The 17522-nt window shown below is 51.9% G+C and carries 16 protein-coding genes and 4 pseudogenes; 13 read left to right on the top strand and 7 right to left on the bottom strand.

Annotation, left to right across the window (positions count from 1 at the left end):
* Positions 1 to 41 precede the first annotated feature (41 nt).
* Complete coding sequence (locus AC27IT_RS20965; RefSeq protein ID WP_005830802.1) at positions 42 to 914, top strand: sugar phosphate isomerase/epimerase family protein; 873 nt, start codon at positions 42 to 44, stop codon at positions 912 to 914.
* Between the two features lie 48 nt (positions 915 to 962).
* Here the strand turns inward: AC27IT_RS20965 and AC27IT_RS20960 are convergent, their stop codons facing one another.
* Positions 963 to 1322: a DUF805 domain-containing protein gene (locus AC27IT_RS20960; protein WP_005830801.1), complete on the bottom strand. Its 360-nt coding sequence runs from the start codon at positions 1320 to 1322 to the stop codon at positions 963 to 965.
* Between the two features lie 257 nt (positions 1323 to 1579).
* Here AC27IT_RS20960 and speD point away from each other — a divergent pair, with 257 nt between their 5' ends.
* The 5 genes from speD to AC27IT_RS20935 all read left to right on the top strand — a co-directional run bounded on the left by speD (position 1580) and on the right by AC27IT_RS20935 (position 5909).
* On the top strand, positions 1580 to 2392 hold the full coding sequence (gene speD, locus AC27IT_RS20955; RefSeq protein ID WP_005830799.1) for an adenosylmethionine decarboxylase: 813 nt from the start codon (positions 1580 to 1582) through the stop codon (positions 2390 to 2392).
* Between the two features lie 171 nt (positions 2393 to 2563).
* Positions 2564 to 3214, top strand: a complete 651-nt coding sequence (locus AC27IT_RS20950; RefSeq protein ID WP_007780049.1) for an AraC family transcriptional regulator — start codon at positions 2564 to 2566, stop codon at positions 3212 to 3214.
* On the top strand, positions 3202 to 4050 hold the full coding sequence (locus tag AC27IT_RS20945; RefSeq protein WP_487092077.1) for a helix-turn-helix domain-containing protein: 849 nt from the start codon (positions 3202 to 3204) through the stop codon (positions 4048 to 4050). Before AC27IT_RS20950 ends, AC27IT_RS20945 begins: the two co-directional genes overlap by 13 nt.
* Positions 4051 to 4145: 95 nt before the next feature.
* Positions 4146 to 5099, top strand: coding sequence for an ABC transporter substrate-binding protein (locus AC27IT_RS20940; protein WP_487092076.1), 954 nt, complete (start codon positions 4146 to 4148; stop codon positions 5097 to 5099).
* On the top strand, positions 5100 to 5909 hold the full coding sequence (locus tag AC27IT_RS20935; protein WP_487092075.1) for an alpha/beta hydrolase: 810 nt from the start codon (positions 5100 to 5102) through the stop codon (positions 5907 to 5909).
* Positions 5910 to 6005: 96 nt separating this feature from the next.
* Here AC27IT_RS20935 and AC27IT_RS20930 read toward each other — a convergent pair whose 3' ends face one another.
* The 4 genes and pseudogenes from AC27IT_RS20930 to AC27IT_RS20915 form a co-directional block, all read right to left on the bottom strand.
* Entirely contained in the window at positions 6006 to 7754 is a 1749-nt protein-coding gene (locus AC27IT_RS20930) for a hypothetical protein (RefSeq protein ID WP_487092074.1), read from the bottom strand.
* 198 nt (positions 7755 to 7952) lie between these two features.
* Positions 7953 to 8669, bottom strand: coding sequence for an ankyrin repeat domain-containing protein (locus tag AC27IT_RS20925; RefSeq protein ID WP_005830787.1), 717 nt, complete (start codon positions 8667 to 8669; stop codon positions 7953 to 7955).
* Between the two features lie 99 nt (positions 8670 to 8768).
* Positions 8769 to 8903 (bottom strand): annotated as a pseudogene (locus AC27IT_RS20920) (DNA-binding response regulator); the annotation flags it as partial.
* A pseudogene (locus AC27IT_RS20915) lies at positions 8878 to 10354 on the bottom strand (sensor histidine kinase). The pseudogenes AC27IT_RS20920 and AC27IT_RS20915, both read right to left, overlap by 26 nt.
* A 167-nt stretch (positions 10355 to 10521) precedes the next feature.
* Here AC27IT_RS20915 and AC27IT_RS20910 point away from each other — a divergent pair.
* The 7 genes and pseudogenes from AC27IT_RS20910 (at position 10522) to AC27IT_RS20880 (ending at position 16719) form a co-directional block, all read left to right on the top strand.
* On the top strand, positions 10522 to 11319 hold the full coding sequence (locus tag AC27IT_RS20910) for a carbon-nitrogen hydrolase family protein (RefSeq protein WP_005830783.1): 798 nt from the start codon (positions 10522 to 10524) through the stop codon (positions 11317 to 11319).
* Between the two features lie 195 nt (positions 11320 to 11514).
* Positions 11515 to 11763, top strand: coding sequence for a hypothetical protein (locus AC27IT_RS20905; RefSeq protein WP_025845124.1), 249 nt, complete (start codon positions 11515 to 11517; stop codon positions 11761 to 11763).
* 271 nt (positions 11764 to 12034) lie between these two features.
* On the top strand, positions 12035 to 13423 hold the full coding sequence (locus tag AC27IT_RS20900) for an L-cystine transporter (RefSeq protein WP_283858698.1): 1389 nt from the start codon (positions 12035 to 12037) through the stop codon (positions 13421 to 13423).
* A 60-nt stretch (positions 13424 to 13483) separates the two neighbouring features.
* On the top strand, positions 13484 to 13798 hold the full coding sequence (locus AC27IT_RS20895; RefSeq protein WP_005830777.1) for a hypothetical protein: 315 nt from the start codon (positions 13484 to 13486) through the stop codon (positions 13796 to 13798).
* A 411-nt stretch (positions 13799 to 14209) separates the two neighbouring features.
* On the top strand, positions 14210 to 14560 hold the full coding sequence (locus AC27IT_RS20890) for a hypothetical protein (protein ID WP_005830775.1): 351 nt from the start codon (positions 14210 to 14212) through the stop codon (positions 14558 to 14560).
* Between the two features lie 155 nt (positions 14561 to 14715).
* Positions 14716 to 15735: a type II TA system antitoxin MqsA family protein gene (locus tag AC27IT_RS20885; protein WP_283858699.1), complete on the top strand. Its 1020-nt coding sequence runs from the start codon at positions 14716 to 14718 to the stop codon at positions 15733 to 15735.
* 159 nt (positions 15736 to 15894) lie between these two features.
* Positions 15895 to 16719, top strand: a pseudogene (locus AC27IT_RS20880) (transposase).
* Here the strand turns inward: AC27IT_RS20880 and AC27IT_RS20875 are convergent.
* Both AC27IT_RS20875 and AC27IT_RS20870 read right to left on the bottom strand, forming a co-directional pair.
* Positions 16654 to 17319, bottom strand: coding sequence for a hypothetical protein (locus AC27IT_RS20875; RefSeq protein ID WP_327944668.1), 666 nt, complete (start codon positions 17317 to 17319; stop codon positions 16654 to 16656). The pseudogene AC27IT_RS20880 and the gene AC27IT_RS20875 overlap by 66 nt on opposite strands.
* Positions 17320 to 17404: 85 nt before the next feature.
* Positions 17405 to 17522 (bottom strand): annotated as a pseudogene (locus tag AC27IT_RS20870) (IS30 family transposase); the annotation flags it as partial.

The following is a 17522-nucleotide window of genomic DNA, read 5'->3' as shown; positions in this document are numbered from 1 at the left end:
AAATGGCGTACGACTACAAACATTCAAATGAGGTGGAAAGAATGAAAATCGGATTGAGCACGTACAGCTTGCTGACAGCAATTCGCGCTGGGGAAATGGATGTACTGGATGTCGTGCAGTGGATCGCGGACAACGGCGGAGAGCACATGGAAATCGTGCCGTACGGCTTTACGCTGGTGGACAACTACGAGCTGGCGGACGCGGTGCGGGACAAGGCAAAAGCTCTCGGCATCGAGCTGTCCAACTACTCGATGCCAGCCAACTTCATTCACGAGACGGAGGAAGCATTTGCCGCAGAGGTCGCCCGCATCAAAACGCACGTCGATTTGCTGCACCGCATGGGCATCCGCCACATGCGCCACGATGTCTCCACCTTTACCGTACCTGTCGAGCAGACGACGATCGCGTACTTTGAACAGCATCTCGATGCGATGGTCGAAGGAAGCCGCCAGATTGCCGATTACGCCGCTCAGTTCGGGATTACGACGACGATTGAGAACCACGGCTGGCTCGTGCAGGCGAGCGACCGCGTCCAGCGCGTGCTGCAAGCGGTCAATCGTCCGAATTTCAAGACGACGCTCGATATCGGCAACTTCATGTGCGTGGACGAGGAATCGCTCGTCGGCGTGAAGAAAAACTTGCCGTACGCTTCGCTCGTTCACTTCAAAGACTTTTACTTCCGCCCGTACTATCAGGACCCGGGAGCGGGCAAATGGTTCAAGACGGTTAACGGCAATTACTTGCGCGGCGCAATCGTCGGCCAGGGCGACATCAACATTCGCGAGGTCGTCAAGCTGGTGAAGCAGTCGGGCTATGACGGCTACATCACCGTCGAGTTCGAAGGCATGGAGGATTGCCGCGAAGGCTCGCGAATTGGCATGGACAATCTGCGCCGCTTCTGGGAAGAAGCATAAAAAAAGAAAAGGCCTCTCCCGCAAAAAATGGGGAGAGGCTTTCGCATGTTACGCCAACACGCTTTCTTCGGTTTTTGGATTTGGACCGTAGTCGTTGTCCGGTGTGCTGTCCAGGCAGAAGAACACGATCAGGACAATGGCGCCGATAAACGGAACCAGCGCGAGCAGCAGCCACCAGCCGCTTCTTCCAGTGTCGTGCAGACGACGGACGCCTACGCCCAGACCCGGCAGCAGGACAGCCAGCGAGTAGAGCGAAGACAAAGATTGCGGCAGACCAATCAAGTATTCGATGAGCATGAGTACGATAGAAATAATGGCACTGAACAAAGCAAACATCCAATACTCTTTGCGTCTGGCGCGTCCGGTGAAGTTGACGTAATTTTTTAAAACTTTCAGGTACCAATCCATGACCTAATTCTCCATTTCTTTCTAAAATTTAGCATGCAATATTACTTTGGTATCATTTTCCATATGATAGAAAGGAAATAATCTTATTTTTTGGATTTGGTGCTATTGAAGCAGCGAGAGATAGGAAAATGGTAATGATTCTCAACTGCCAGCCGCTTTCCTGCAAACGTCCGCATGATTTTTATCGAAAGGAATGGGTACCCTAAAAAAAGGAAATGATGGCAAAGACTCGCTCATAACAGGGGAGGACAAAAGAAGTGGAACCGACGAAAGACCAGCATATTACTTTGCACGGCTTCAACAACCTGACGAAATCGCTCAGCTTCAATATGTACGACATCTGCTACACGAAGACAAAAGCGGAGCGGGAAGCGTACATCGAATACATAGATGAACAGTACAACGCTGCACGGCTGACCAGCATCCTGAAAAACGTTTCGGAGATTATCGGGGCGCACGTATTGAACGTGGCGCAGCAGGACTATGTGCCGCAAGGGGCGAGCGTGACGTTTCTCGTTTCCGAAGGTCCGGTCGTGGAAGTGCCGACGGAGTCGTATGAAGAATCCCCCGGGCCGCTGCCGGAAAATGTCGTGCTGCAGTTGGACAAAAGTCACATTACGGTCCATACGTACCCGGAATACCATCCCGATGAGGAAATCAGCACGTTTCGCGCAGACATTGACGTCTCGACCTGTGGCGAAATCTCGCCGCTCAAGGCGCTCAACTATTTGATCCGCTCCTTCGATACGGATCTGATGACCATTGATTACCGGGTGCGCGGCTTTACCCGCGATATCCACGGCTACAAGCTGTTTATCGACCACGACATCAGCTCGATTCAAAATTATATTCCCGAAGAAATTAAAGATTTGTTCCACATGATTGATGTGAACGTGTACCAGGACAACATTTTTCACACGAAATGCAAGCGCAGGCGGTTCGACCTGAACAATTACTTGTTCGGCTACACAAAAGACAAGCTGACGCCTGCAGAGCAAGCGGAAATTACCGAGCGGCTGCAAACAGAGATGGACGAGATTTACTACGGGAAAAATATTATTCGCCACTAAGCAAGGCTGCTTCCCTTGCAGCAAGTCCGCGCCCAAGCGACGAGGCAGCGGTTCGAGGGAGAGCAGCCTTTTTGCATTTGCGGGCGCTCTTTGCGATCTTACCATTTGACGCTGAAAATCATTATCAATCATAATGGGGGCATAAGCGCAAAAGGACGGTGGCAACCAGCTATGCAAAGCAAACAAGGCAGCGAGAAAAGAGGGACAGTGTCATGGCAAGGCTTGTGGATGAAGCTGCGGCACAGTGAACAGATCATGGTCAAGCAGGATGTCCCGCACGCGGGTCAAGGCTGCATAGACAAGCATCGGCTGATCGTTGCGCTGGACGGCAGCGGCTCCATCGAGATCGACGCGAGCTGCTATCCCGTCAAGGAAGGGGAGGCGTGGCTGCTTCTCCCAGGTCAGTCGTGTTCTTTCTATATAGAATCTTCTCGCAAGCTCACCTGCCATGCGCTCGCTTTTGACGTGTACCGGGAAGCGGAGAGCGAAGACGGCGAGGCGATCACGCTGCACCGGACGACGTTGCCGTTTGCCGGACGCGTGACATGCTTGTCGCAGCCGACGCTTCGCATGCGCTGCGGTTCGATTGGGGAAGCGTGGGAGCAGACGGACGCGCGCAGCCGCTTCCGCGCACAGACGCAGCTTCAGGAGCTGATGTACGAGCTGCTGCCTGATTCGCAGTGCGCAGCATCAGAGGATTCCCTGGAAACATTGGAGCAGACCCGGCTTTATTTGGACGGCCACTACCAGGAAAGTTGGACGATTGAAAAGCTGGCGGCCATGGCCGGATTAAGCCCGTCTTACGCGCCATGGATTACGTGACGCAACTGCGCATCAACAAGGCCAAGCAACTGATGGGCCAGGGAAACGAGCGGATACGCGAGATCGCCAGACAGGTCGGCTTCAGCGACGAGTATTACTTCAGCCGCAAATTCAAGCAGCAGCAAGGCGTGGCCCCGACTGTCCACATGAAAAGCAGGCGCCACAGGGTTGCGACGTATCACACGGCGATCACCGGACAGCTTTTGGCGCTGCAAACGATCTCCAGCGCGGCCCCGCTCGATCCGAAATGGTCGGCGTACTATCGGCAAAAATACGCTGGCGATATTCCCGTTCATTTGCGCGATCCGTTTGACGCAACGAACTGGATGGCGAACCGGGAAGCGCTGCGCCGCTTCGGGCCGATCTCATCATCACGAGCGACTACCTCGATCATGCGGTCAAGCAGGAGCTGGGCGACATGGCGAATGCGCTGTTCGTCCCCTGGAAGGAAAAAGACTGGCGCGTGCACCTGCAACATCAATCAGGCGACGCTGTATGCGTGCGGCAGCCAACGCACCGGGTCTGTGCTGTACAGCGACCTGCAACTGCGTCCGGTCTCCCAGGTGGAGTCGCTTTTTGCCTATGAAAAAATTACGCTTGCGGAATTGGCGAGCTACGAGGCTGACCGCCTGATCGTGATCGTCAAGCGGGATCAGGCGTCGCGCGACTACTGGGCCGCGCTGCAGGCCGATGAACAGTGGCTGGCGCAAAGCGCCGTGCAAAACAGGCAGGTGTACGAAGTGGCGCCTGATCCGTGGCTGGAATATTCGGCGGTCGGCCACGAGAGGATCATCGAGGAAAGCTTGCGATTGTTTGCGCAGCATCATCCAAATTAGATGGCAGGATTGTCTATGGTCGGGCCGGGAGCATACCATTTATAATCACTCCTAGTGATAATCATTATCAACCACGAACCACAGGGAGGATACGAATGAAACGGGCACTTATGCATACGTTTATGCTCATTTTGCTTGCCACAACCGCAGTCGGATGCGGCCAGGCAGCAGCGCCGAAGGAAGAGCCGGCACAGGCGCAAGCCGAGGCGAGCCAGACCAGAAAAGTACAGGATGCAAAAGGCGAGGTGGAGATTCCGGCGCATTCGAAGCGGATTGCGGACATTTCCGGCACTTCCGAGGAACTGCTGATTTTGGGCCATACGCCGGTTGCCACTGCCAACACGGACTCGTACGACCACGAAAACCCGCCGCCGTACGTGCGCGACAAGCTGAAGGATTCCAAAATCGTCGGCTTCTACATGATGGTTACGATCAACATCGAGGCCGTGATGTCGGCGGAGCCTGATCTGATTATCATGAACGCCCGGCAGGAAAAAATTTATGAGCAGCTCAAAAAAATCGCTCCTGTCGTCGTGCTGAAAAACAGCCTCGAAAACTGGCGCGAGCGGTTCACCGAAGTAGGAGCGATTCTCGGACAAGAGCAAGACGTGCAAAAATGGCTGGCTGACTACGATGCCAAGGCGAAAAAAATCGGCGAGCAAATCAAGACCAAGTTCAAGGACGAAACGTTCTCGATTTTCCTGGCGCACAAAAAAGGCCCGTATCTGTTGGGCAGCGAAGGCGCAGGCTCGGTTCTGTATGACGATCTGGGGCTGCCGAAGCCAGCGACATCGCCGGACACGAAAGAAAAAACGATGGTGCTGCTGACGCTGGAAGGCATCACGACGATCAACCCGGATCGCATCGTGCTGCTGCATCCGGAGGGCGGCGAGCAGTCGTATAAAGATTCGGCTGTATGGCAAGGGCTGAAAGCCTACAAAAACGATCACATTTACTACTTGCCTGCAAACCCTTACTACAACCAGGCTTACATGCCGCTTGGCAAGGAGCTTCTGCTCGATACGCTGGAGCAGGCGTTGAACAAATGAGTGGCGCGGCTTGGGAAGCGGCAGGGATTCCGTGGACGAAGCAGTCGTGATGCAGGCAGGAGGCAGCGGGCAAACGTACCGCATCTGTTTGGCAGTGCCGCCGGGCGAGGCGCCGGAGGGAGGCTTCCCGGTCCGCTCGATGCCAACTCGGTCATCGGCACGGTGGTAGAGGCGGTGCGCTTGCAAGGCAGGAGCAGGGACGGCCAGGGCAGTCCGGCGGTCGTGGTCGGGCTCGGCTACGACGAAGAGGTTCCTTTTGCCACTGCGCGCTTTACCGATTACTCCTTGCCGATGCCAGTAGAGGAACTGCCTCCTTTTTCGCGCGGGGGAGAATGGCCGCGCCAAGGCGGAGCAGATGATTTCCTGCGCTTTGTGTTGGAAGAAGTACGGCCGATGGTGGAGAGCATGGCGACGGTCAATCGCGAGCGCCAGGCGATTCTCGGCCATTCGCTCGGAGGGCTGTTCGTTCTGCATGAGCTGTACACGCGGCCGGACGCTTTTTCCACCTATTTGGCCGGAAGCCCGTCCATTGACTGGTACAAGCGGCTGATTTTCGCGGAGGAACAAGCTTTTGTCACGCAGTTGCAGCCAGGTGGCAAGCGCAAACACGTGCTGATCGGAGTAGGCGAAGAGGAACTGACGCACCCGACGCGGATTAACGAGCATGCGCGCGGCGTGGCCGAGCGGCTGGGGGCTTTTGCCGACTGCGGGCTGGACGTTCAGTTCAAACAGTTCGCGCGGGAAAATCACATCTCGGTGCTGCCCGTGTTCATCAGCCGCGCAGTTCGCTTGTTTTTGAGAGGCGTGTGAATAAAAAAGATGAGCGTCGTCGTTGCAAAAGGAGCTGCTCTTTTTGCGCGACGGCTCATCTTTTTTTGCGTCCCGTTCCGGCTCAATCCAGCTCGGTCAGGTCGTGCTCAGGGCGCTTTCGGTTTGCAAATATCCCTTCGCGCTTCGACTGTGCTCCAGTGTCAGATGCCCAAGGTAGTGCGCCCGAATTTCCTCCAATGTCTTTTGGGCAGGCTGGACAAATTCGCGGTCCCAGTCTTCCGGAGGCGATTCGAGCGAGATGCCTTTTTCGTCGAGAATTTGGAACAAGTCTTTGTCCGCCTGGGTAGGAATCCACCAGGTGTAGACGGGATTGGTCTGACCTTTGACTAGCGACTCCAGGATGAACTTCAAATATTCTGCGATGGAGAGCGGGCCGTAGTTCACGTCAAATTCCGGTCCGGGGGCAGGGTACTGTTCCGGGTAGCGCAGCGGGCCGTAGTGGATGGAAATGCCCAAAAAGCCGACGGGCGGGATGTTGTTCCCGTACCCGGTGAGCGAAAACGGTAGGTCAGCGGCGAAATGCAGGCGCACGATGACCGAGTTGATGAACTGCCGCTCGAAGAAGCTTTCCTTTTGCCAGATGCCCAAATCGCGGGCGATCGTATCCCAGTAAATGATCGAGGTGTTGTGCGCCAGCCAGAAGGCGGAGGACATCTCCTCAAAGGTTTTGAAAAATTCGTCGTCGTGCTCGTTGAACGGGTCGATCAAGTCGTACCATTTGAAATAGCCGTGCTTTTTGCGCCAGCTTTGGGCGAGCAGCAAAAAGTCGATCAGGCGCTGGATGCGCAGCTCCGGGCTTTGCTGGTTGTTGGCAAACAAGTGTGTCGCTTCCAGCAGGTCGGCGGTGAAGTTGCCGTTGACGAAGTCCCAGTAATTCACGTCTCCGGCCTGGGAGCGCTGCTCGTCTATCCGCTTCGTTTCCGCTTCCCAGTGGGCAAATGTCGCGACGTCAATCCCGAAGTACAGCTCAAACGGCAGCAGATCGCCAAACAGGCTGAAACGGTAAGGGCTGGATTGCTGAAACCAGGTTTTGATGAAAGCGAGCCGGGAAGAGGGCGGCACGACGACGGCTCTTTCCAAATAGCTCGTTTTGGCGATATCGGCCTGGAACTGTTCCAGCGACGTAGCGCCATCGGCAAAAGGAGACGAGGAGGCCAGAAAGTCGACGCCGTCCTCGTCATTGTCGTACTGGACGAGAATGTGCGTGAAGCTCGTTTGGGCCGAGGGAGAGAGGACGAGCTGGCTCCAGCGGTGCGAGCTGCCGTTGTCGATCGCCCCGATGATGACGACGGGGTTGTCCGCTTCTCCGTTGAAGGCGATGGAGCAGCTGTCCTCGACGATGAGCTTGTGCTGGCAGCGGACATTGATCGAGGTGCCGGCTTCAAAACTGACGCGGACGCCTGCGGGAATGGTCACGTCTTCAGGGCCGATCAGGTAAGGGCCGCCTTTTGCCGTAAACACGCGATCGCTCTCGATCGTGCCGCTCAGCCGAACGTATTTGTCGACGTGCAACTGACAGGCGTGCTGCGGGTCGGGGTCTGGGCCAATCGTCAGCTTGATGTAGTAGAAGCCGTCTTCGTCGGGGAAAAAGGGCAGGATGATGCTGCCGCCGGGAGCAAAGCGGGCTTCGCTCAGCTTCGTTCCGTGCACGTCATACACTTCGATGGCAGAGGACGGATGCGTCAAATTGCTGATATGTATTTCGACTGCCTCTTCGGAGGTGAGATAGAGCTTGTACATTTCGATATGGGGATCGAGGTCTGGTGACGCCTTGCGGATGGGCTTGTCTGTTTCCAGCATGGATACGGATGCAAAAGTATTCATGGAACGCCGACTCCTATTCGAAAAATTCAATCATATGCAGGCGAAGCTTCATTCTATTAGTGATACGCGCAACGCTGGAAAAAGTTTTGGCGCGACCGAGTCTTTTGGACTACAAAACAGGACAAAAAAAGGACAGGAGAGCCAGTTCTGACTGACGTTCCTGTCCTGTTTGCTTGTGGCTGCCAGATGCCAAATGGCTTACTTTCCGCCCGCCTTTGTGAGCATTTCGATCATTTCCTTGTAGCCACGCTGTTTGGCGTGCTGGAGGGGAGTGACTCCATCGTGATCGGCCAAATTGACATCGGCTCCGTGCTCGATCAGCAGCCGGACGATTTCCTGGTGCTTTTTGCCCCCGTCTCCCAAAATGACTGCTTCCAGCAAGGCGGTCCAGCCGAGGTTGTTGACGTGGTCGATGTTGACGTCCGAAGTAGTGAGCAGCTCCCGGACGATCTCCACATGCCCGCGGTCAGCGGCGGGGATGAGGGCAGTGCCGCCAAAACGGTTGGTGATGGTCGTATCGGCACCTGCCGCTATAGCGGCCCGCACAAAGTCCAGCTTGCCTTCTGCGCCTGCGTACAGCAGCGGATTGTCGGAGCGGTCGTCTCGGATGTTGATGTTCGCGCCATGTTCCACGAGCAGGTTGAACATCGCAAGCTGGTTCGTGTGCACCGCGATCATTGCAGACGTCCGTCCGCGTTCATCCGTCGCGTTGATGTCGGCTCCGTCCGCGAGCAGCTTTTGCATCGTTTCTGTGTCTCCCTGCTTGACTGCTGCAAGCAACGCCTGATTTCGCTTGTCCATTTCGTCGTTTTCCGCCTGTGTCGCTTGCTGCTCGCTGCTCGCAAGCAGCGTATCCACGTTCGCCGCACACCCTGCCAGCAGGAGGGCGACGGTCAAAAGACTTGCTTGCAGCATGGCGAACCGGCCCCTTTCTGCTCGTTTGGTTGTTCGCATGAAAAGTGGTTTATTCGACTGTCAGCTCGGCCCGGGATTCGCCAGCCCAGCCGCCGACCCGTCGCGCAGGGCGAGCTGCAAGCCTTCGTTTCCGTTGTGGCACAGATCGACCTGAAAGCCGTTAAGTTCAAAATAATCGCGTTCGAGCTGCGCGATCGTCGTCTCGTCTTCAATGATGAGGATGCGCGTCGTCATGTGGCTTGGCCCCTCCCAGGTAGTTCGATCGTCTCAAAGTAAAAAACAGGCTCGTGCCGACGCCCTCTTTGCTTTTCACCCAGATGTCGCCGCCGTGTCCCTCGATGATTTGGCGGGCGATGGAAAGTCCCAGACCGCTGCCGCCCGTCGAGGAATTGCGCGATTGCTCCGCCCGGTAAAAGCGCTCGAACAGATGGGGGATTGCTTCTTCGGGAATGCCGATCCCGTTGTCCCTGATCTCGATGGTCGCCCACTGCGGGTCAGCCTGAACCGAGACGAGAATCTGCTTTTCCGGCTTGTCCATGAACTTCTGGGCGTTTTCGATCATATTGAGCACGGTTCGCTTGGTTTTTTCCAGATCGACGAGCACCTGTACGCTGGAGGCCGGGCGCTCTGCCCATTGCAGGCGAATGCCGTTTTCTTCCAGGTCGTAGTGCAGCTCGTCAATGCAGTCGTCGAGAAAGCTCGCGATGTCGACAGGCTCAAACGTAAACGGCACTTGCTTCAGATCGAGCTTGGAGTAGAGAAACAGCTCGTCGACGAGCTTGTCGAGATCGACCGCCTTGGAGTAAATGATGTTGACGTACTTGTCCATTTTTTCCGGCGTGTCGGCTACTCCGTCGCGGATGCCTTCGATGTAGCCTTTGATATTGGTGATCGGCGTGCCAGGTCGTGCGAGATGTTGGAAATCAGCTCTTTGCGGCTTTCCTCGTCCTGCAGGCGGCGCCTCATGCTCTCAAACGCTTCGTTTAGCTGGCCGATCTCATCTTTGCTGTTTAAGGCAAGCGCGAAATCGAGGTTGCCTTCCTTGATGTTCTCCGACGAATGGCGCAGCATGTCGAGCGGCTTGACGACGCTTCTGGTAATCCAGCGGTACAACAGCACGTTGGCGACGACGATCACGCCGAGCAGCAGGCAGACGAGGATGGGAAGCAGCCTGCGGGTCACCTCGCCAAACGGGCTGCGCTCGCGAGTGACAAACACGCTGCCTTTTGCCCCGTCCGAGTAGAGGAAGTCAAATTTGGCGTAGGCGTAAAAGCGCTCCCCGATGTTGAACGTGTTGCGAATCTGGCTGTTGTTCAGGTCGTAGGGCGGAAGGCTTTTTTCCAGCTCCGGCTGGTTGAAGGTGAGCGATTCGAAAACCTGGTTGCTCTCCCTGCGGACGTACAGGCCGGCGCGGACGGTTCGCAGCTTGAAATCGTAGTCTTGCAGCAACGACTTGTCGAGCAGCTCGTCCGGCTCGTTTTTGGCGAGGTATTTCAGTTCGAGAAAAATCGCCTCTTCCTGCTCGTGAGCGGGTTGAGCTAGTAGTGCACTTTATAAAAATCGCGAAAGCTGTGGATGTCGCCTGTGGCTGCAATCGTAAACAGGCTGGCGGCGAGAACAAACATGAGCAGACTGATGACGAGCATCCCCGTGTAGGAGAGCAGCAGCTTGATGCGGATAGACATAAAACTCACCTCTCCCGATAACTGGGGTGTGCAAAAGATGACTAGTCCATTATATACAACGAGCACGGCGGGTAAAGCATTATTGCTTGGAACTGGGCGAATATCCGTTATACTAGCATATAAGAGCAAACAGATTTTGCACGTAGGGGAAGGACGGGGGATAGAAGATGAAAGTAGCGATTGCACAGCTTACAGCGAGCATGGACAAAGCGCTGAATCTGCAAAAAGCGCAAGACTATATCGCCAAAGCCAAAAAAGCCGGGGCAGACTTTGTCATTTTGCCGGAGATGTACAGCGCGCCAGCCACGCCGAAGTCGGGAGTGACGCCAGCCGAGGTGGCGGAAAAGCTGGACGGCCCGTTTGTGACGGGACTGGCGGAGGCGGCGCGTCAGCACGGCCTCTACGTGGTGTGCGGCGTGTTCGAAGCGATTGACGGCGACGAGAACCGCGCCTACAATACGACGGTCTTTCTCAATCGCGAGGGCGCGCTGATTCACGCCTACCGCAAGACGCATTTGTACGACGCTTTTTCCTATATCGAATCAGACTTTATTGCGCCTGGCGACAATCCGTATCGCGTGGTGGAGACAGAGTTTGGCAAAATTGGGCTGATGGTCTGCTACGAGGTGCGCTTTCCCGAGATCGCGCGGCAGTTTGCCCTGCAAGGAGCGGATATTTTGTTCGTACCCGCAGGCTGGGTAGCGGGCGCGATGAAGGAGGACCATTGGGAGACGCTGGTTCGGGCGCGGGCGATTGAAAACACGATGTTCGTGTGCGCGGCTGACCAGGTTGGCAACATTTTCGCGGGACGCAGCATGATCGTCGATCCGATGGGCGTCGTGATCGCCAGCGCCGGAGAAGAAGAAACTTTGCTGATAACAGAATTGGATCTGGAACGGATTCAGCGCGTGCGCGGCAAGCTGCCGAGCGTCGCCAATCGCCGGGCAGAGCTGTACACCAATTAAATACATGGGATTTCTGTAAAAAGGCAGTCGGTCGCCCCACCAGCTCAAGCGGGCGGCCGGCTGTATTTTTGTTTTGGGAAAAGGAAAGTGGTCAGGCACATTTTGCTTTTTTCTTCATAGGATTATAGTAGATATCCATTCATCTTTCGAGCCCTTATGCAAGCGTTACCATCATGAGAAAGGAAGTGTGTGCGGATGTTCTGGTTCGTATGGGCTGTCGTCGGCGTCGTTGTCTGGTGGGCAATGAACATGATTTTGACAGGAAAAGCGGCAGGAACAAACTGGTGGGCTTCGCTCATCGCTGCGCTTCTGGGAAGCTGGCTTGGAGACTTGGTGTTGGGCGATTGGCTGTGGATGTGGGCTGGCTTCAACGTCATTGCCGGGGTAATCGGAGCGGCTGTGCTCACCTGGCTGTGGACACTGCTCAGCAGACAATCCAAGTAGCCACACGAGTACAATTGTCATTGGCACAAGCAAACAGCAGACAGCAGACAGGAATCGCCCTGGTGGCGGTTCCTTTTTTTCGTGCAAAAAAGCGGAGCGCGCACACGCATAAAGCGGCGCGGAGCGCATAAACATCAGCGAAGGAGAAAGTGCAGGTTTCGACAGTGTATCCATAAGTCTTACTTGACCAGTAGGGATTGTTGGTAATATAACTATATCTAGACCGACAAGATGGACATTACGAGTTCGAAGGAGAAAGGGAGGGGAAAATATGTCAACACTTCTTACGATTCTCAACATTATTATCATGCTCTTATTCATTGGCGGCTTGTATGCCATGCAGAAGAAACATATTTCTTTTTCCAAGCGAGTATTTGTCGGTCTCGGAATCGGGATTGTTTTCGGACTCATCCTGCAATTCGCCTATGGAGTAAAATCAGACGTCCTGAAAGATTCCATCGAGTGGTACAACATCGTGGGCAAAGGCTACGTGAAGCTGCTGCAAATGATCGTCATGCCGCTGGTGTTCATTTCGATTGTTGCCGCTTTTACCAAAATGAAGCTGGCCAACAACATCGGCAAAATCAGCTCGCTGATTATCGGGCTTCTGGTCGGCACGACAGCGATTGCCGCCGCAATCGGGATCGCCTCGACGTTTGCCTTCAATCTGGACGCAAGCCAGTTCCAGCAGGGAGAAGCGGAGGCGGCGCGCATTGAACAGGTGGAGCAACGGCTGGGCGATATTCAAAACATGACCTTGCCCGCAAAAATTTTGGAGCTGCTCCCGGCCAATCCGTTCCTCGATTTGACGGGGGATCGGGCTACTTCTACGATTGCGGTTGTCATTTTCTCGGCGATTATCGGGATTGCGTATTTGGGCGTGAAAAAGAAAAGCCCCGAGCAGGCGGAATTGTTCGCGAAAATCGTCGACGCGCTGCACGCCATCATCATGCGCGTCGTGACGCTGATTTTGCGCCTGACGCCATACGGGGTGCTGGCGATCATGACGCGCGTAGCTGCGACGAGCGACTACAATGCGATCTGGCAGCTCGGCAAATTCGTCATCGCTTCGTACGTGGCGCTGGTGCTCATGTTTGTCGTGCATCTGTTGATGCTGGCTTTTGCCGGACTGAACCCGATCACGTACATGCGAAAGGCGTTTCCTGTCCTGACCTTCGCCTTCACCTCCCGCACGAGTGCAGGGGCATTGCCGCTGAATGTGAAAACGCAGACGCAAGACTTGGGTGTGCCTGAAGGGATCGCCAACTTTGCCGGCTCCTTCGGCCTGTCGATCGGTCAAAATGGCTGCGCAGGCACGTATCCCGCGATGCTGGCCGTCATGGTAGCGCCAATGGCCGGAGTCGATCCGCTGACGCCTTCGTTCATCCTGACGTTGATCGTCGTTGTCGCGCTCAGTTCCTTCGGCGTTGCCGGAGTAGGGGGCGGAGCGACTTTTGCCGCGCTGCTCGTCCTGTCGACGATGAACCTGCCGGTGGCAATTGTCGGGCTGCTCATCTCCGTGGAGCCGCTGATCGACATGGGCCGGACAGCGCTCAACGTGAGCGGCAGCATGACGGCCGGGCTGTTGACGAGCCGGGCGACGAAAGAGTTGGATACGAAAGTGTTCAACGGAGTACAGCAGCAGTCTGTGACGGTGTAAAACTGAAAGACGCGAAAAACAACCCCGGTTGTTCTGCCTGTCTGGCAGGAGCAGCCGGGGTTGTTGCCTTTTGCTGGAACGGGACTTAAAGCAAGCAACAAACAGGCTATACCGAAGCCAAAATTTGAGGAAATTGCTCGCGTGAATGCTCTGAATAAAGTTGAAAATTTCCTGCAAAATGGCGATCAAATTGTCTCGATCAACGGTGAGAGTTCTATACCAAAGATCATTTATTGGACAAGGTATCCTCAAACTATCCCAGACGAGACAGTGACAGTGAATATTTATGGGAAGCAAGATCTGAAAATGACCAAACAATTGTTCATAGAAAAATTAATGAAGGCAAATGTCCAGGTCAGATCAAGAATTTCCTAAACTAGATTTGAATACCCTCCCTGCGAAAGTAATTGCCAGGGATGATTTTAAAGGGGACTCAAGCAGTCTGTCTCGCGCTTTAAAGGTGTACCAGCAGCTTACAGGTAAAACTTGGTAAAAGGACGCAAAATTGCAGCTACGGGAGGAATACAGACAGACGGAAGGATCACAGGGATTGGTTCTTTGTTTTACAAGTACCATGAGTTGGTAGATGAAGGGTTTCGTTATGAGAGCTCATACCAGGATAATTATTGATCCGTTCACAGCGAATTTTCAAAGTAGTTACGCAGGATTCTGATGGTTCACACTCGGAAATAAAAAGTATCAATTGATACCGTGGACAAGTTGTGGTAATCTTTAGTTAGGTATCAATTGATACTGTCTAGGATATCATAGTAGGGAGGTGAAAAAGTGAGTTTGGAGGAAACGTGTAAGACTGTCCTTGCGGAGATGAAGCAATTAATACTTGAAGGAAAGAAACACTTCGTAAGGCGAAATCGACAAGGTAAAAATTATTTGCAACAACTTCTCGATATGAACTTAACCAGTATTGATGCAGCGTGGGAGTGCATCGTAAATGACCTAAATCATACTCATTATCACTCCGGTCCAATGCATGACCATCAAGATGGACCTGGAAGTCCCCTGGTCGTTTGGGTGTTCAAAATGGAAATAAACGGAGTCATTGCTTACATCAAGTTAAAGATTGAGACGAACGGACGTGGCTGTGTCTGCCTCTCATTTCATGAAGACGAACCATAGAACTTAATACTTAACGATTATATTGCAGAGAAAAATATGTGAGTGGTGGATGGGCTCCTTCCCCCATCCCCAACCTTAAAATTTTAAACTCACTTTATATCATAAAATAAACATTAAACTATATTCTACGAATTATTCATTGGAGGAAAATTCATATGTTGAAAAGGATAAGGTATTGTGATGAGTGCCGTTGCGAACGCGAAGCCGTGGTCAAAGAAAGGAACTCCACATACACTTACCGGAATGAGCAGTTTGAGATTATTGAAGAGTACGCTGAATGCACAGAATGTGGAAATGCTGTTACTGATGAAGAACTGGATAATAAAACCCTCAAACAGGTGAGTGACCTTTATCAAATTAAGCACTCTGTTAATCCGGAAATGTTAAAGGAAATAAGAAAGGGATATGATCTTTCACAATATTTGTTTGCGAAGCTTTTGAATATGGGTATTGCGACAATTAAGCGATATGAACTGGGCACATCTTCTCCGGATACAACTCAGATTGGAATCTATAAGCTGCTGAAGAGTAATCCGAAATCAATCATGCAGTTTTTTGAACAGAACAAAAGCAACTTCGAACCGGATGAATTGAAAACGGTGGAAAAAAAGCTCGAGTCATTCATTGATAATGATGATATCGAGGATTCAAGTCAGCGATTATTGGAGAAAACATATGAGCCGCATAATAATACGATTGAGACAGGGGGGATCACATTTAACTATCAAAAACTGTTCCACATGATTTTGTTTTTCTCCAGAGAACATGTTTTGAAAACTAAACTCATGAAGTTATTATGGTACTCTGACTTCCTCAGATATAAGAGAACACAAAAGCCAATAAGTGGCACCCCATATTGGCATTTGCCATATGGTCCTGTCCCTAAAAAGCATGATTTCGTATTGGGAACAATGGCAGGACTGGATCTTATTTCTATCCGGGAAGAGGAAAATCCTGAAGGATACACGATGATACTCATTCAGGCTAAGAAGGATTTTGATCCCAATATTTTTGATCATGCAGATTGGGATGTACTTCGTTACGTGGAAGATTATTTTAAAACATATGGATCCAGAAGGATCAGTGACTTCGCTCATGAAGAAGAAGCATGGAAACAAACCAGAGACGAACAAATTATCTCTTACGAATATGCGGAATCACTTCGATTAAATTGATTAAAGAGGGGCTGTCCAGAAAGTCAATGTAAACTGACTGCTGGACGCCCCGTTTATGCGGATGAAAGAAGACCACATGAAAAACGGTCAACTGAAACTGGGTTACAATGTACAACTGGCGACGGAAAACCAGTTTATTTTGTTCTACAGTCTGCACCAATGCCCTACCGATACGCGCTGCTTCCTCCCTCATCTGGAGCGACTAGCGGCGTCTTCTTTGCCGATACGGGCTATGGCTGCGAAGAGAACTACTTGTATGCGATCGGAGAAGAAAAAGAGCCCCGTTTCGACTTCCTGATTCCCTATGGTGGCTATAAGAAAGAAAAAACCCGTCGGTACAAGAAGGACATCCGTCACGCATCCAACTGGACATATGAAGAGTTGGAAGATCGGTTCGTTTGCCCGAATGGCCGCTACGTTTCCTTTATGAAATACAAAACCAGGAAAACGGCATCGGGTCTGGAGCAAAGTTTCAAGATCTATGAATGCGAAGAGTGCAGCGATTGTCCACTCAAACCGGCTTGTACGAAAGCAAAAGGCAACCGTCAGATACACTGGAACACGATTTGGGAATAGCTAAAAGTTAAGGCAAAAATAGCCCTTGAGGATGACGAGAAATCCGCGATCTATGCTCGATGTAAAGTCGAGGTCGAAAGCGTGTTCGGTCACATCAAGGACAAGCGGTCGTTCCGTCGGTTCTCCTTGCGAGGACTGGAGAAGGTGCACACTGAGTTTGGGATTGTGGCTTTGGCCCACAACTTACTGAAGGTGGCGGGTATCCGCCTCGCCACTTTCCAGCAAAAACAAAAAAGTTGGACGGGAAATATTGCGTTTTCCCGTCCAACTTTTTTATTTTGGGGACTTATTAGACAGCCCCGTGAACCTCTAAATTATTCAGATGTCTTTTACAACGAAAACCTAGATAGAAAAATCAATATACGTACTGTGAGTTTTAGTAGAAATTGTACCTACTCCCTCAATTAAAACAACCAAACTTAATGTTCCCTCAATATAAGCAGTTCCACCGGTTTTCTTTGAATTTAAATCTACATAGGACCTATCAGAATTATGTTTCCAAGTATTCATAGGATGAAATCCAATTAGTTCACTAGATGTTACAGCTTTGGATATTTTTCCATTATCATAAGTTACGGTAACATACCCCATAACAGTTTGGGTCAGGGCGCTAGCGACAACTTTTTCAAAAGTTTTTGTTGCAAACGGAGTAACAACACCAGGCTTAGGCTTAACTGGTCCATTTAATTTTACCGTTTGAGTTTGACCATCTTGATCCTTTAAATAGAATAACAAAGCGGCATATTCATCTACATTATTTACTTTTATTCCTTTATGTCCTTCGCCAGTAGAATTATTGATTGTTTTTGCATCAATAGTTCCGTCCAAGGTAAAACCAGCACTTTTTCTAACTTCTTCATAAGTTTTGAATTTATTGGTGTATTTTGTTAAGTACTCTGATTCTACAATATCGGCAACAGTTAGAAATTGAGAATCATCAACTACTTGCGCAGAGGAAATTTCAGAAACATTAAAAAGCGATTGGAGATGTAGTATTAGCAGAAGCATAGTTTGGCACTACCAGAGAAGATACCAATAAACCAGTACTTAACAAATACGGAACTAACTTGTTAGTTTTTTTCATGACGGATTGTCAAGCCAAGTGCGACACTGCCTCCATGAATGATTCGTAGGCGGTCTTCCAACCCAAACACTTTCTTGGACGATTGTTAATGAGATATAACGCATGGATCAATTCTTCCGTTGATACT

The organism is Brevibacillus sp. YAE8 (assembly GCF_057543335.1).
This window is presented reverse-complemented; position numbering and strand designations above follow the sequence as displayed.